This window comes from Bradyrhizobium tropiciagri, assembly GCF_001189845.1.
Classification (GTDB): Bacteria; Pseudomonadota; Alphaproteobacteria; order Rhizobiales; family Xanthobacteraceae; genus Bradyrhizobium; species Bradyrhizobium tropiciagri.
The window spans coordinates 1-13,777 of sequence record NZ_LFLZ01000097.1 but is presented as its reverse complement, the minus strand read 5'-3'; the positions used below and the strand labels follow the sequence as shown (position 1 = coordinate 13,777).

The window sequence follows — 13,777 nt, the reverse complement described above, 5'->3', positions numbered from 1 at the left end:
TACCTAAGGGGTTGTCCGAACATCACTTTGCGGCATGACCGTGACCCGCCCCGGGAAACGTCGAATTATCATTAATTAGTCGATATCGCTATTGGCGCCGTTGCCAGCGTCCTCGCTCGTCGGTCTGCCAATAGGTGACCTCGAAGCCCCGTGCCTTGCAGGCGGTCCAGCTCTCCCTGGCCGAGGCCACCGCGTCGGGGTCGTCGCCGTTGAACACGAGGACCACCCGCTCATAGCTGTCGCAGTCGGCCGGCAACGCCGCGTTGTCGACCAGGAAGCGGACATTGGCCCGGTTCGGATTATCTTCCTCGATCGACAGGATGATGGGCTGGTCCTGTGCGTCGGCAACGCGCGCGCTCGCGTGCGGCAGGAATGAATCGTCGCTGTAGGTCCACAAATGCGCGTCGAGCGTCTCGGCGCGCTCCTGCGACGTCGATTGCACGACCACGCGCCAGCCGCGCTCGAGTGACTTCTCAAGCAGCGGCGGCAACACAGTCTCCAGCGTCATGTTCTGCAGATGGTAGAACAGAACCTCGGTCATGCGACGGCTGACACTCTACTTCTTGGCCTCATAATAATCGGAGACGAGCCGCTCGAGCAGCCGGACGCCATAACCCGAACCCCAGCTCTGGTTGATCTCGGTCTTCGGCGCGCCCATCGCGGTGCCGGCAATGTCGAGATGGGCCCAGGGCGTGCCGTCGACGAAGCGCTGCAGGAATTGCGCAGCCGTGATCGAACCACCGTTGCGCCCGCCGGTGTTCTTCATGTCGGCGAATTGCGAGTCGATCTGCTTGTCGTATTCGGGACCGAGCGGCATGCGCCACACCTTCTCGCCGGTCTCCAACCCGACCTTGGCGAGGCGCTCGGCGAGTTCGTCATTGTTGGAGAACATGCCGGCGTGATCGGTGCCGAGCGCGACCATGATCGCGCCGGTCAGCGTTGCCAAATCGACCATGAACTTCGGCTTGCACTTCTTGGCGACGTACCAGAGCACGTCGGCGAGCACGAGGCGTCCTTCGGCGTCGGTGTTGATGATTTCGATGGTCTGGCCGGACATCGAGGTGACGATGTCGCCCGGACGCTGCGCATTGCCGTCGGGCATGTTCTCGACGAGGCCGATGGCGCCGACGGCGTTGACACGGGCCTTGCGCGCCGCGAGCGCGTGCATCAGCCCGACCACGCAGGCCGCGCCGCCCATGTCACCCTTCATATCCTCCATGCCGCCGGCCGACTTGATCGAGATACCGCCGGTGTCGAAACAGACGCCCTTGCCGACGAACGCGACCGGCGCCTCGCTCTTCTTGCCGCCGTTCCAGCGCATGATCACGGTGCGGCTGGGCCGTACCGAGCCCTGCCCGACGCCGAGCAGCGCACCCATGCCGAGCTTGGTCATCGCCTTGACGTCGAGGACTTCGACGGTGACGCCGAGCTTGCGGAGCTGGCTGGCGCGGCGCGCGAACTCCTCGGGGTACAGCACGTTCGGCGGCTCGTTGACGAGCTCACGCGCGAGATTCACGCCGTCGACGATCGACGATTCGGGCGCGAACGCCTTCTTCGCGGAGGCGACGTCGTCGACCGCGATCGAGACCTCGGCCCGCACGGCGCCGTCCTCGCCGTCCTTCTTCTTGGTCTTGTAGCGGTCGAACTTGTAGGCGCGCAGGCGGATGCCGGTGGCAATCGTGGCGGCCTGGCCAGCTGTCATTGCAGCATCGGGTAGTTCCGCGAGGACGGTCATCGCAGCGCTGCCGGCATTGAGCTTGCCGGCCACCACGCCGCCGAATTTGAGAAGATCCTTCTCCTTGAGGTCGGCCGCCTTGCCGGTGCCGATCACGATCAGCCGGTCGACCTTGATTCCCTCCGGCGCCAGGATGTCCAGGGCAGCCCCGCTCTTGCCCTTGAACTGGTTGGCGGCGGCGGCCCGTTTGACCGTCTCGGCGGCGGCTCCCAGCGCCTTCCTTGTGGCAGCCCCCAGCTTCAATTGCTCGTCGCAAAAGGCGACCAGGATGACGCGAGCGGACGCGGAGAATGGGACAAAGCCGACCTTGACGGCGTCGGACATAGGAAAATCCTCCAGAACTCAGGGTGTTGCTCGGACCTGAGACGGTCCTTCCGGCACGCGGGGTGAGCATTGCGATGGCGGCCCGGAACGCCCCGGACCGGGCTTGTGACACACTATGACCTGCCGGCTGCGCCGCTGCCAAGCGCCCGAGTGGCCGGAAGGCCACAAAAGCGATTAATTAACCATAAATTTAGCGTGCCTTGGCCCGGCCATTTTGTTGACAGATCAAAGGGATGGTAGTGAGAGTGTGAACAGAGAGTGAGCCGGACGGGTCCGCGGCTCGACCATAGGGGAACCCGGGTTGACGGGATTGGTCGAAAGCCGTGCGTTTGGTTGCGCCAAGGGGGACGTGGGGGTCGTGCGGTAGCGATGGGGTCGGTCGACAAGTACATCTTCAAAACGACGCTGGCGTCGTTTGCGCTTGTCCTGGTCAGCCTCACCGGGGTGATCTGGATTACCCAGGCGTTGCGCGGCATCGACCTGATGACCAGCCAGGGTCAGACCATCCTCACCTTCCTCGGCATCACCGGCCTCGTGATCCCTGCGCTCGTCCTGATCATCGCCCCGATCGCGCTGATGATCGCGATCTCGCACACGCTGAACAAGCTCGCGACCGATTCCGAGATCATCGTCATGAACGCGGCCGGCTTCTCGCCGTTCCGGCTGTTCTACCCGTTCTTCTATGCCACCTGCGTGGTGGCGGCACTGGTCGCCTTCATCGGCGCCTATCTCGCCCCCGACGGCATGCGCCGGATCAAGCAGTGGGACGCCGAGATCACCGCCGACGTCCTGACCAACATCCTGCAGCCCGGCCGCTTCGCCCAACTCGACCAGAACCTGACGATTCGGATCCGCGAGCGGCTGCCCGGCGGCGTGCTCGGCGGTGTTTTCGTCGACGACCGCCGCGATCCGCAGCAGCGCGTCACCATCGTCGCCGACCACGGCACCGTGCTGAAGAACGAGAGCGGCTCGTATCTCGTGCTGGAGGACGGCAATCTCGAGCGATTCGAAGTCGGCAAGCGCGATCCGACGCTGGTGGTGTTTCAGCGCTACGCGTTCGACATGTCGAAATTCTCGCAAGGCCGCGACGTCACGCTCGGAATTCGCGAGCGTTACCTCTGGGAGCTGATGTGGCCGGACGAGAACGATCAGACCTATCAGCAATTGTCAGGCCAGTTCTTCGCGGAGCTGCATGATCGCTTCATGGCACCGCTCTATCCGTTCGCGTTCGCGGCCCTCACCTTTGCCTTCCTCGGCGCGCCGCGCACCACGCGCCAGAGCCGCAACTTCTCGATCGGCGGCTCGGTGTTTGCGGTGTTCGGCCTGCGCATGGTCGGATTCGCCTGCTCGGTGGTCGCGGTGAAAACGCCGATCGCAGCGCTCGTGCAGTATCTGATGCTGTTCGGCGGCATCGGCGTCGGCCTCTGGATGATCATCGGCGGCGTGGTCGTCGAGCCACCGCCGCGGCTGATGGAAGCCATCAACCGGAATAACGAACGCATTGCGCGCCTCTTCCGGAGGCCGGCAACCGCATGAGCATGGTCACAAATACGCTCGGCCGCTATTTCGCCGGCCGATTCGTGATCGCGGCCGTCGGCGTGTTCGCGGGCATCTTCGTGCTGCTCGTGCTGGTCGACTATATCGAGATGGTGCGCAAGACGTCCGGCCTGGTCGGCGCCTCCGCCATCACCGTCGCCGAGACCTCGCTGTTCCGCGTGCCGCAATTGCTCGAAAAGCTGATGCCGTTCTGCGTGCTGATCGGCGCGATGACCTGCTACCTCGCGCTGTCGCGGCGGCTGGAGCTGGTCGTGGCGCGCGCCGCCGGCGTCTCGGCCTGGCAATTCATCTCGCCGGCGCTGGCCAGCGCGATCGTGCTCGGCATCTTTGCGACCACCGCCTACAATCCGGTGTCGGCCAATCTGCGCGAGCTCTCCAAACGGATGGAGGCCGAACTGTTCGGCTCTGCGCCGGGCGGCGGCATTCAGGATGCGTCAGGCTTCTGGCTCAACCAGATCAATGACGAGGGCCAGGCGATCATCAATGCGGCGCGCAGCGAGCAGCAGGGCGTCCGGCTGACCGGCCTCACGGTGTTCCGATTCGATACGGCGTTGCAGTTCAAGGAACGAATCGAGGCCCGCGAAGCGACGCTCGAAGAGGGCCGCTGGGCGTTCACGGGAGTACGCCGATACACCCTCGACAAGGCTCCGGTGGACCAGGACACCTTCTATCTGACCACCACCCTCACCCCGGCACAGGTGCGCAACAGTTTCTCCACCCCCGAAACTGTGTCCTTTTGGCAACTGCCGAACTACATCCGCTCGTCGGAGAGCTCAGGGTTCGCGACGGCCGGCTATCGCTTGCAGTATCACAAGCTCATCGCACAGCCGTTTTTGCTGGCTGCGATGGTGATGTTGGCGGCTTCTGTGAGCCTCCGCTTCTTTCGGATGGGCGGCGTGCAGAAGATGGTTTTGAGTGGCGTGGGCGCAGGCTTTCTGCTCTACGTGCTTTCGAAAGTAACTGAAGATTTGAGCAAGGCTGAGTTGATGCATCCCATCGCTGCGGCGTGGTTGCCCGTCGTCGTGGGCAGCCTCACCGGTTTCTTAGCCTTGCTGTACCAGGAGGACGGGTAGTGGCTACTGTCGCCGCCCGCCAGTTGATGTCGCCTGCATTCGGGCGGCGCAGTGCCCTGCGCCGTCAACGGAGCCGCATGGCCGCGTTTGGCGTTTCGATTTCCACTCTCTTCGCCGCACTCATCGTGGTCAGCGCGCTCGACGTCGTCGCGTCGACGCCGGCTGCCGCGCAGGCGTTCACCTACAATCCGCGTCCGCCGAAGCCGGTCCGCCCGCCGGCCAAGAATGACGGGCAGATGCTCGTTCAGGCGACCGAGGTCGATTACGACTACAACAACTCGCGCATCTCGGCGGTCGGCAACGTCCAGATGTTCTACAACGGCACCAGCGTCGAGGCCGACAGGGTCATCTACGACCAGAAGACCAAGCGTCTTCATGCCGAAGGCAACATCCGCATGACCGATGCGGAAGGCAAGATCACCTACGCCAACATTCTGGACCTCAGCGACGACTACCGCGACGGGTTCGTCGATTCGCTGCGCGTCGACACCGAAGACCAGACTCGCATGGCGGCAACCCGCGCCGATCGGTCGAGCGGCAATTACACGGTGTTCGACAACGGCGTTTATACCGCCTGCGCACCCTGTAAGGATGATCCGAAGAAGCCGCCGCTCTGGCAGGTCAAGGGCGCGCGCATCATCCATGACCAGACCGAGAAGATGCTCTATTTCGAGAACGCCCAGCTCGAGTTCTTCGGCGTTCCGATGGCGTATCTGCCCTACTTCTCGACGCCCGATCCGACCGTGAAGCGCAAGAGCGGCTTCCTGATGCCGGGCTTCACCAGCTACACGGCGTTCGGCTACGGCGTCGAAATTCCCTATTACTGGGCGATCGCGCCTGACATGGACGCGACCTTCAGTCCGCGTATCACATCCAAGCAGGGCGTGCTGCTGCAGACCGAATTCCGCCAACGTTTCGCGGACGGCTCCTATCAGATCCGGCTTTACGGCATCGACCAGCTCGACCAGAAGCAGTTTACCGGCCAGCCGGGCGACCGCCAGTTCCGCTGGGGCGTCGACACCAAGGGCCAGTTCGCGCTGAACGACAAATGGGTCTGGGGCTGGGACGGCGTTCTGCTGTCCGACTACTTCTTCATGTCCGACTACCGGCTCGCCCAGTACAAGGACCCGTTCGGATCGTTCCTGTCGCTGCCGACGGAAGCGATCTCGCAGCTCTATCTGACCGGGGTCGGCAACCGCAGCTTCTTCGATGCGCGCGCGATCTATTATCTCAGCTACTCGGGTAACCAGAACCAGGTCCCGGTGGTCGCGCCGGTTATCGACTACAACAACGTGATCAACCAAAACATCCTGGGCGGCGAGTTCAGCTACAAGATGAACTTCGTCAACCTGACCCGCGAAACCGCGGTGTTCGATCCGATCACGACGACCGCCAACACCAACAGCCTGTGCACGACCACATCGGCCGATCCGATGGCGCGCACGCCCTCGCAGTGCCTGCTGCGCGGCATGCCGGGCACCTACACCCGCCTGACGGCCGAGGCGCAGTGGCGCAAGTCGTACACCGACCCGTTCGGCCAGATCTGGACGCCGTTCGCCAGCGTCCGCGCCGATGCGATCAATGCCGACATCTCGAACCAGCCGGGCGTCTCCAACTTCCTGCCGGTCGGCGACACCCAAACGGTCCGCCTGATGCCGACCGTTGGCTTCGAATACCGCTACCCCTTCATCAATGTGCAGCCGTGGGGCACGACCACCGTCGAGCCGATTGCGCAGGTCATCATCCGACCCAACGAACCCAATGCCGGCAAGCTTCCGAACGAGGACGCGCAGAGCCTGGTGTTCGACACCTCGAACCTGTTCGCGGTCGACAAGTTCTCCGGCTACGACCGCGTCGAGGGCGGCAGCCGCGCCAATGTCGGCGTGCAGGCCACCACGCAGTTCGACCACGGCGGCGCCATCAAGGGGATGTTCGGACAGTCCTACCAGATGTTCGGGATGAACTCGTTCGCGGTCGCCGACGTCACCAACACCGGCGTCGACTCCGGCCTGCAGAACCCGCGCTCGGACTACGTCGCAAGCCTCGCCTACTCGCCCAACCGCACCTACACCTTCAGCGTCCGCTCGCGGATGGATGAAGCGACCTGGAACATCAACCGGTTCGAGGCCACGGCGAGCGCGAATTTCGACCGCTGGTCGGTCGCCGTGACGTATGGCGATTACGCAGCGCAGCCGGAACTCGGCTACCTGACGCGCCGCGAAGGCATCCTCACCAGCGGTTCGATCAAGGTGGCGTCGAACTGGGTGGTTCAGGGTGCGGCGCGCTGGGATCTTGAAGCGAACAAGATCAACCAGTATGCCTTGGGCGCGGGCTACGTGGACGACTGCTTCGTGCTGGCTGCCAACTACGTCACGTCCTATACCTACCAGGCCGGTTCGCAGCCGCCCGTCCTCAGCCACGCGATCATGTTCCAGATCGGGCTGCGGACGATCGCCCAGACCTCCACGACCAGCAGTTCGGCTGGCATGCAGTAGCAAGTGAGGGGCCTACAGGGGGGCTTGTATTGCCCGCGGGCCTGTGGCCCCGGCTTAATTGGTTCAAACGGCTGACATGACCATACCAACGACCGCTAGCCCGCCAACGCGCCGCCATTCGCTCGTGTTGAGCTCCCTGCTGGCTCTTTTCCTCCTGCTGGGGGGCGCTGCGCGCCTGCACGCCCAGACCATCGCCGTGATGGTCAATGGCGAACCGATCACCAATTTCGACATCGAGCAGCGCGCCAAGCTGAACGCCCTGACCGGTGGCAAGAACCCCGATCGGAAGGCCATCCTCGACGAGCTGATCGACGAGAAGGTGAAGATCAAGGAAGCCAAGAAATTCGGCGTCGATCCCACCGCCAACGACATCGAACAGTCCTATGGCGGCATGGCGCAACGGATGCGGCTGAACAACGATCAGCTGACCAAGGTGCTCGAGAGCAAGGGCATCCGCCCCGATACGCTCAAGCAGCGCATCAGGGCCGACATGGTCTGGACCAGCCTGGTCCGCGGCCGCTTCAAGGAAAGCCTGCAGGTTGGCGAAAAGGACGTCGCCACCGCGGTCAAGGAGACCGGTGAGGCCGCCGATGCGGAGGCGTTCGAATACAGGATGCAGCCGATCGTTCTGATCGTGCCCCGCGGCTCGCCGCAATCCGAGTTCGAGAGCCGCCGCAAGGAGGCCGACTCCCTGCGCGAGCGCGTGACCAGTTGCGAGGAAGCCAACACCTACTTCAAGTCGATGCGCAACGCTGCGATCCGCGAGATCGTCGTGAAGACGTCGGCGGACCTGCCGCAGTCGCTGCGCGACATCCTGGACAAGACCCCGGTCGGCCATCTCACCCCTCCGGAGCTCACCAAGCAGGGCATCGAGATGGTCGCCCTCTGCGGCCGCAAGGCAACCACCGTGGACACGCCCAAGAAGCGTGAAATGCGGGACAAGATGTACGTACAGAAGTACGAAGCGAAGTCGAAAGCCTACCTGCAGGAAGTCCGAAAAGCCGCGATGATCGAATATCCAGGCGGGCGGTGATCGACTATCGTTGACGCATGGCTCAACCTCTCGCACTGACATCCGGCGAGCCCGCAGGCATCGGCCCCGACATCACGCTCGCCGCATGGCTGCGTCGCCGCGAACTCGATCTGCCGCCGTTCTACCTGCTCGGCGACCCCGCCTCGCTGGCCGAGCGCGCCAAGGCGCTCGGGCTTGCGGTGGAGCTTGCCGAGGTCAGCGCGGAAGAGGCATCCGCGGCGTTTGAACGGGCCCTTCCCGTCGTTGCGACCGGCAAGGCGGCGACGGCGCAACCGGGCAAACCCGACGGGACGAGCGCGGACGCCGCGCTGGCGTCGATCCGTCAGGCCGTCGCCGATGTCGCCGCCGGCAAGGCCAGCGCCGTCGTCACCAATCCGATCGCCAAGAACGTGCTGTACCGCGCCGGCTTCCGTCATCCCGGCCATACCGAATTCCTCGCCGAGCTTGCCGCGCGCGGCGGAGCCGCGCCGCAGCCGGTGATGATGCTGTGGTCGCCGGCGCTCGCCGTCGTCCCGGTGACGATCCATGTGTCGGTCCGCGAGGCGCTGGCGCAATTGTCGACCGACCTGATCGTGTCGACCGCGCGGATCGTGGTCGCCGACATGAAGGCGCGGTTCGGCCTCGCCGCGCCGCGGCTTGCTGTCGCCGGCCTCAACCCGCATGCCGGCGAAGACGGCACGCTCGGCATGGAAGACGTCGAGATCGTCGCGCCAGCGGTCGATATCCTGCGCCGCGACGGCGTTGCCGTCCGCGGCCCGCTGCCCTCCGACACCATGTTCCACGCGGCCGCGCGCAAAACCTATGACTGCGCGATCTGCATGTATCACGACCAGGCGCTGATCCCGATCAAGACCGTCGCGTTCGAGGACGCCGTCAACGTCACGCTCGGACTGCCCTTCGTCCGGACGTCGCCCGACCACGGCACTGCATTCGACATCGCCGGCACCGGCAAGGCCAATCCCTCGAGCCTGATCGCCGCGCTGCGGCTCGCCGCGCGGATGGCCGCGGCGTCAAGCTGAGTGAGCGCGATCGACGATCTGCCGCCGCTGCGCGACATCATTCGCGAGCATTCGCTGTCGGCGCGCAAATCGCTCGGCCAGAATTTCCTGCTCGATCTCAATCTCACGGCACGCATCGCCCGCGCCGCGGGCCCGCTGGAAGACTCGACCGTGATCGAGGTCGGGCCCGGTCCCGGCGGACTGACGCGCGCGCTGCTTGCGATGGGCGCCAAGCGCGTGATCGCGGTGGAGCGCGACGAGCGTGCGATCGACGCACTCGGCTATATCGTCAAGCGCTACCCCGGCCGCATCGAGATCGTGCATGGCGACGCGCAGCATTTCGATCCCCGTCCCTTGCTCGACGGCGGCAAGGCCAAGATCGTCGCCAACCTGCCCTACAACATCGCAACCCAGCTCTTGGTCGACTGGCTGTCGATCGAGCCGTGGCCGCCCTGGTACGACACGATGGTGCTGATGTTCCAGCGCGAGGTCGCCGAGCGCATCGTCGCCCATGAGGACGAGGAGGCCTATGGCCGGCTCGCGGTGCTCGCCAACTGGCGCGCCGAGACCAAGATCCTGTTCGACATTTCGCCCGCGGCCTTCGTGCCGCAGCCGAAGGTCACATCCTCGGTGGTCCGCCTGATCCCGCGCACTGCGCCCGAGCCGTGCGACCGCCGCATGCTCGAACAGGTCGCCGCCGCCGCGTTCGGCCAGCGCCGCAAGATGCTGCGCCAGAGCCTGAAATCGCTGTCGGTCGATCCGGCGCGGCTTGCGGCCGCAGCCGATATCGACGCGACGCGGCGCGCCGAGACCATTCCGGTCGCGGGCTTTGTTGCCATGGCGAGGGAATTGGCCGATATACGATCCACAAAATAGAACAACAGGAGAAAACGTAATGGCGCGCATGGTTCGCCAATCCCTCGTCAAATTCGATGCACCGCTGTGCGAAACCATCGTCGACACACCGAAGCCCCAGGGACGCGAAGTGCTGGTGCGCATCGAGCGCTGCGGCCTGTGCCATTCCGATCTCCACATCCAGGACGGCTACGCCGACCTCGGCGGCGGCAAGAAGCTCGACACCACCCGCGGCATGACCCTGCCCTTCACGCTCGGCCATGAGATCGCAGGTGTGGTCGACGAGGTCGGTCCCGATGCGCCGAAGGATCTGGTCGGAGCGAAGAAGGCCGTCTTCCCCTGGATCGGCTGCGGCCAGTGCCGCGACTGTCTCGCCGGCGACGAGAATCTCTGCGCCAAGCAACGCTTCCTCGGCGTCTCCATCGACGGCGGCTTCGCGACCCACGTGCTGGTGCCCGACGCAAAGTACCTGCTCGACTACGATCCGCTGCCGGTCAATCAGGCGGCCACGCTGATGTGCTCCGGCGTCACCGCCTATGGCGCGCTGAAGCGCCTGGTCGATCGTCCGCGCCAGCGCAATCTGCTGCTGATCGGCCTCGGCGGCGTCGGCATGATGGGTCTGTCGTTCGCGCAGGCGATGTTCAAGCAGCCGATCACGGTTGCCGATCTCAGCCCGGCCGCGCGCGAGACCGCGCTGAAGAACGGTGCGGCGGCCGCCTACGATCCCGCTGAGCCCGACGTCGTCAAGCGCATGCTGAAGGAAAGCGACGGCGGCTTCGACGGCGTCGTCGACTTTGCCGGCAACGAGAAGTCGATGGCGTTTGCGGTCTCGACCGTAGCACGCGGCGGCAAGATCGTGGTGTCCGGCCTGATGGGCGGCCAGTTCACGCTGCCGATGGTGCAGTGGGTCTACAAGCGCATGACCATCGAAGGCTTCATGGTGGGCACGCTCGCCGAAGCCCAGGAGCTGATGGCGCTTGCCCGCGCCGGCAAGATCAAGCCGACGCCGATGAAGGAAGAGCCGATGGCCGACGTCCAGAAATGGATCGATGAATTGCGGGCCGGAAAAGTCGTGGGACGCATCGTCCTGAAGAACTAGCAAGGACGTCCCGCCGGCCTCGCCCTAGCAAAATGGGGGAGGACGCGAATGAGGAGGCAACGTTCGACGATCCAGGCATGGGCGGCGCTCGCGCTCGCCCTTGCCATGACACCGGCCCTTGCGCAAAAGCATTACGGGCCCGGCGTCACCGACAGCGACATCAAGATCGGCACCACGACGCCCTATAGCGGTCCGGCGTCGGCCTATTCGGCCGGCGCGATCTCGATCACCGCCTATTTCGCGATGATCAACGATCACGGCGGCGTCAACGGCCGCAAGATCAACTTCCTCAGCCTCGACGATGCCTACAGCCCGCCGAAGACGGTCGAGCAGATCCGCCGCTTGATCGAGAGCGACGAGGTGCTGTTCCTCGTCAACCCGGTCGGCACCGCGCCGAACATGGCGGTCGTGAAATACATCAACCAGAAGCAGGTGCCGCATCTGTTCGTCGGATCAGGAGCTACGATCTTCAACGATCCCGAGCATTATCCGTGGACGATGAGCTGGACGCCGCATTACGCGTCCGAGGGCGAGATCTACGCCCGGTACATCCTGTCGACGCTGCCGGACGCCAGGATCGGCATCCTCGCGCAGAACGACGATCTGGGCCGCGACTACATCCTGGGCTTCAAGCGCGGGCTCGGCGACAAGGCCGCGACGATGATCGTGTCGCAGCAGGCCTACAACACCAGCGATCCCACCGTGGATTCGCAGATCGTGTCGCTGAAGGCCGCCGGCGCCAACGTGCTGTTCATCGCCGCGGTGCCGAAATTCGCGGCGCAGGCGATCCGCAAGGCCTACGATATCGACTGGCACCCGCAGGAATTCCTCTCCAGCATCGGCTCCTCGATCGCGGGCGCGATCCGTCCTGCGGGCTTCGAGGCCGCCAAGGGCGTGATCTCCGCGGCCTATCAGAAAGACCCCGCCGATCCGCAGTGGAAGGACGATCCGGCCATGCAGGCCTGGAACGTCTGGATGGACAAGTACAACCCGCATGTCGACAAGAGCGACTACTACGCACCCTACGGCTACAACATCGGCTACGCCGTGGTGCAGATCCTCAAGCAGTGCGGCAACGACCTGACGCGCGAGAACGTCATGAAGCAGGCCTCGCATCTCGACACGGAGCTGCCGCTGCTGCTGCCCGGCATCCGCCTGCGGACCTCACCGATCGACCTGCGGCCGATCAAGCAAATGCGTCTGGTCCGCTTCAACGGCCAGCGCTACGTGCTGTTCAGCGACGTGCTCGAAAGCAACTAGGCGTTCCCGAGCGCAACCAACAAGCCGGTTCCTCGGCCTCCGGCTCGCCGCAATTGCGACACGCCGCGAGCCCCAATTAAGCCCTACCCGTTCCGGATTTGCGGCGCATTGCGACCCAACTCTTTGCCGAGATTGGTTTCACCAGCGTTTGCGTAAAAAAAAGAAATACCGGGGACGTGTATGTCAAATCGTTCAGCGAAATTCGCTGCGGCGCTTGCCGCGAGCATCTTGGGGAGCGCCAGCTTCAGCGCCATGGCTCAAACCGCCGCCAATACGGCCAGCACCAACACGGCGGATGCCAAGACGGCGGACACCTGTCAGGCCGCGCCGAAGGGAACCGCGCCGGCGGGGAGCCACTGGTTCTATCACCTCGACCGCAGCACTCAGAAGAAGTGCTGGTATCTCGGTGACGCCAGGAACAAGGTTGTCGCCAAGCCCGCTACCGCGCAGCAACAGCCTGCGGCAGCCGCGCCGGACACCGCGACCGCCGACGCGACGCCGCCACAGAGCCAGCCGGCGACCGTGGTGCCGCCGCCCGCGATGCGCAAATCAATCGCCAATGCTCATGCCGAGTGGCCCTCGCCGCAAGCCGCAGCCGCGCCAGCGGCAAGCCCCGATGCAGCACAGGCCAGCGGCGTGGCAGCGCCGGCCGATCCGGTCGCGACAGCGGCGCCTGGTCGCGCCAACGCCCAGCCGTCGGAGGTGAACGCCAGGTGGCTGGACGCATCGAGCATGGCCGGAACGAACGGCACCCGCCACGCGGCAGACCAGCCGACCGTGGTCGCGCAGGCCGATACGACGCCGCAACAAGCGGCCGCGCCAGCATCAGCCGCGCCCGCTACGGCCGAGGCCTCCGCCGAGAAGTCGTCGTCCTCGACGCAAATGCTGCTGATCGTGATGGTCGGCGCCCTGGCGCTCGCTGGCCTCGTCAGCGCGCTGGTGTTCCGCCTGACGCGCACGCGGACGCCGCCCTACCAGATCAGCGACGAGTGGCACGCGCCGTGGGACTCTCTCCATACCGAGCCGGCCCCGCCGATGTCCGTCGTCGGCCGCGACCGTCCGCTGCGTCTGTCGGAGGCAGCACCGCGGCGTGCGGAGACCCCCGTTCCGCGCCGCGCCGAGACGCCGGTTGCTCGCCGTGAGACGGCGCGTGATCCCGGCAAGACCGAGCAGGACAACAAGCAGATCGCGGCGATGCTGCAGCGGCTGGCGCGCAGCGCGGCGAACTAAGGCGGGATGAGTTTTGGTTGAATCGGTTTGGCGCGGTCTCGGTTCACCTCTCCCCGTTGGGGAGAGGTCGATTGCGAAGCAATCCGGGTGAGGGCTCTTGCTCTCTCGATAGACCGTA

General features: G+C 64.8%; 12 protein-coding genes. 9 read left to right on the top strand and 3 right to left on the bottom strand.

Annotated elements, in window-relative coordinates; all coding sequences use genetic code 11:
• Positions 1-88: 88 nt before the first annotated feature.
• Entirely contained in the window at positions 89-541 is a 453-nt protein-coding gene (locus AKN84_RS40390) for a DNA polymerase III subunit chi (RefSeq protein ID WP_050425934.1), read from the bottom strand.
• Positions 542-556: 15 nt separating this feature from the next.
• On the bottom strand, positions 557-2,059 hold the full coding sequence (locus tag AKN84_RS40385; protein ID WP_050425933.1) for a leucyl aminopeptidase: 1,503 nt from the start codon (positions 2,057-2,059) through the stop codon (positions 557-559).
• Positions 2,060-2,428: 369 nt separating this feature from the next.
• Between AKN84_RS40385 and lptF the strand changes: the two genes are divergently transcribed.
• From lptF to AKN84_RS40345, 8 genes are all read left to right on the top strand, one after another.
• Positions 2,429-3,595: an LPS export ABC transporter permease LptF gene (gene lptF / locus AKN84_RS40380; RefSeq protein ID WP_050425932.1), complete on the top strand. Its 1,167-nt coding sequence runs from the start codon at positions 2,429-2,431 to the stop codon at positions 3,593-3,595.
• Positions 3,592-4,689, top strand: a complete 1,098-nt coding sequence (lptG, locus tag AKN84_RS40375; protein WP_050425931.1) for an LPS export ABC transporter permease LptG — start codon at positions 3,592-3,594, stop codon at positions 4,687-4,689. The genes lptF and lptG overlap by 4 nt, the downstream gene beginning before the upstream one ends.
• Positions 4,690-4,766: 77 nt before the next feature.
• Positions 4,767-7,184 carry an LPS-assembly protein LptD gene (locus tag AKN84_RS40370; RefSeq protein ID WP_050425930.1) on the top strand — a complete coding sequence of 806 codons (2,418 nt, stop codon included), beginning with the start codon at positions 4,767-4,769 and terminating at the stop codon, positions 7,182-7,184.
• A 76-nt stretch (positions 7,185-7,260) separates the two neighbouring features.
• Positions 7,261-8,217, top strand: coding sequence for a SurA N-terminal domain-containing protein (locus AKN84_RS40365; protein WP_050425929.1), 957 nt, complete (start codon positions 7,261-7,263; stop codon positions 8,215-8,217).
• Positions 8,218-8,234: 17 nt separating this feature from the next.
• A complete protein-coding gene (gene pdxA / locus AKN84_RS40360; protein WP_050425928.1) occupies positions 8,235-9,236 on the top strand; it encodes a 4-hydroxythreonine-4-phosphate dehydrogenase PdxA in 1,002 nt (333 codons plus the stop codon).
• Positions 9,237-10,091, top strand: a complete 855-nt coding sequence (gene rsmA, locus AKN84_RS40355; protein WP_050425927.1) for a 16S rRNA (adenine(1518)-N(6)/adenine(1519)-N(6))-dimethyltransferase RsmA — start codon at positions 9,237-9,239, stop codon at positions 10,089-10,091.
• Between the two features lie 19 nt (positions 10,092-10,110).
• Positions 10,111-11,169, top strand: coding sequence for an alcohol dehydrogenase (locus AKN84_RS40350; protein WP_050425926.1), 1,059 nt, complete (start codon positions 10,111-10,113; stop codon positions 11,167-11,169).
• Positions 11,170-11,217: 48 nt separating this feature from the next.
• On the top strand, positions 11,218-12,429 hold the full coding sequence (locus AKN84_RS40345) for an ABC transporter substrate-binding protein (RefSeq protein WP_050425925.1): 1,212 nt from the start codon (positions 11,218-11,220) through the stop codon (positions 12,427-12,429).
• A gap of 83 nt (positions 12,430-12,512) precedes the next feature.
• Here AKN84_RS40345 and AKN84_RS47625 read toward each other — a convergent pair whose 3' ends face one another.
• The gene (locus tag AKN84_RS47625; RefSeq protein WP_157863394.1) at positions 12,513-12,683 is read right to left on the bottom strand and encodes a hypothetical protein; all 171 of its coding nucleotides are present in this window, start codon (positions 12,681-12,683) and stop codon (positions 12,513-12,515) included.
• On the opposite strand from AKN84_RS47625, the gene AKN84_RS40340 reads away from it, so the two are divergent.
• Entirely contained in the window at positions 12,682-13,659 is a 978-nt protein-coding gene (locus tag AKN84_RS40340) for a hypothetical protein (RefSeq protein ID WP_050425924.1), read from the top strand. The two genes, AKN84_RS47625 and AKN84_RS40340, sit on opposite strands and share 2 nt — an antisense overlap.
• The last annotated feature ends 118 nt before the right edge of the window (positions 13,660-13,777 follow it).

Excerpts from the sequence above, each read along its gene's own strand:
- AKN84_RS40365 (WP_050425929.1), top strand. The coding sequence starts at position 7,261 with ATGACCATACCAACGACCGCTAGCCCGCCAACGCGCCGCCATTCGCTC.
- lptG (WP_050425931.1), top strand. The coding sequence starts at position 3,592 with ATGAGCATGGTCACAAATACGCTCGGCCGCTATTTCGCCGGCCGATTC.
- pdxA (WP_050425928.1), top strand. The coding sequence starts at position 8,235 with ATGGCTCAACCTCTCGCACTGACATCCGGCGAGCCCGCAGGCATCGGC.
- AKN84_RS40345 (WP_050425925.1), top strand. The coding sequence starts at position 11,218 with ATGAGGAGGCAACGTTCGACGATCCAGGCATGGGCGGCGCTCGCGCTC.
- lptF (WP_050425932.1), top strand. The coding sequence starts at position 2,429 with ATGGGGTCGGTCGACAAGTACATCTTCAAAACGACGCTGGCGTCGTTT.
- AKN84_RS40370 (WP_050425930.1), top strand. The coding sequence starts at position 4,767 with ATGGCCGCGTTTGGCGTTTCGATTTCCACTCTCTTCGCCGCACTCATC.
- AKN84_RS40350 (WP_050425926.1), top strand. The coding sequence starts at position 10,111 with ATGGCGCGCATGGTTCGCCAATCCCTCGTCAAATTCGATGCACCGCTG.
- AKN84_RS40390 (WP_050425934.1), bottom strand. The coding sequence starts at position 541 with ATGACCGAGGTTCTGTTCTACCATCTGCAGAACATGACGCTGGAGACT.
- AKN84_RS40385 (WP_050425933.1), bottom strand. The coding sequence starts at position 2,059 with ATGTCCGACGCCGTCAAGGTCGGCTTTGTCCCATTCTCCGCGTCCGCT.
- AKN84_RS47625 (WP_157863394.1), bottom strand. The coding sequence starts at position 12,683 with ATGGCGCTGAAGCTGGCGCTCCCCAAGATGCTCGCGGCAAGCGCCGCA.
- AKN84_RS40340 (WP_050425924.1), top strand. The coding sequence starts at position 12,682 with ATGGCTCAAACCGCCGCCAATACGGCCAGCACCAACACGGCGGATGCC.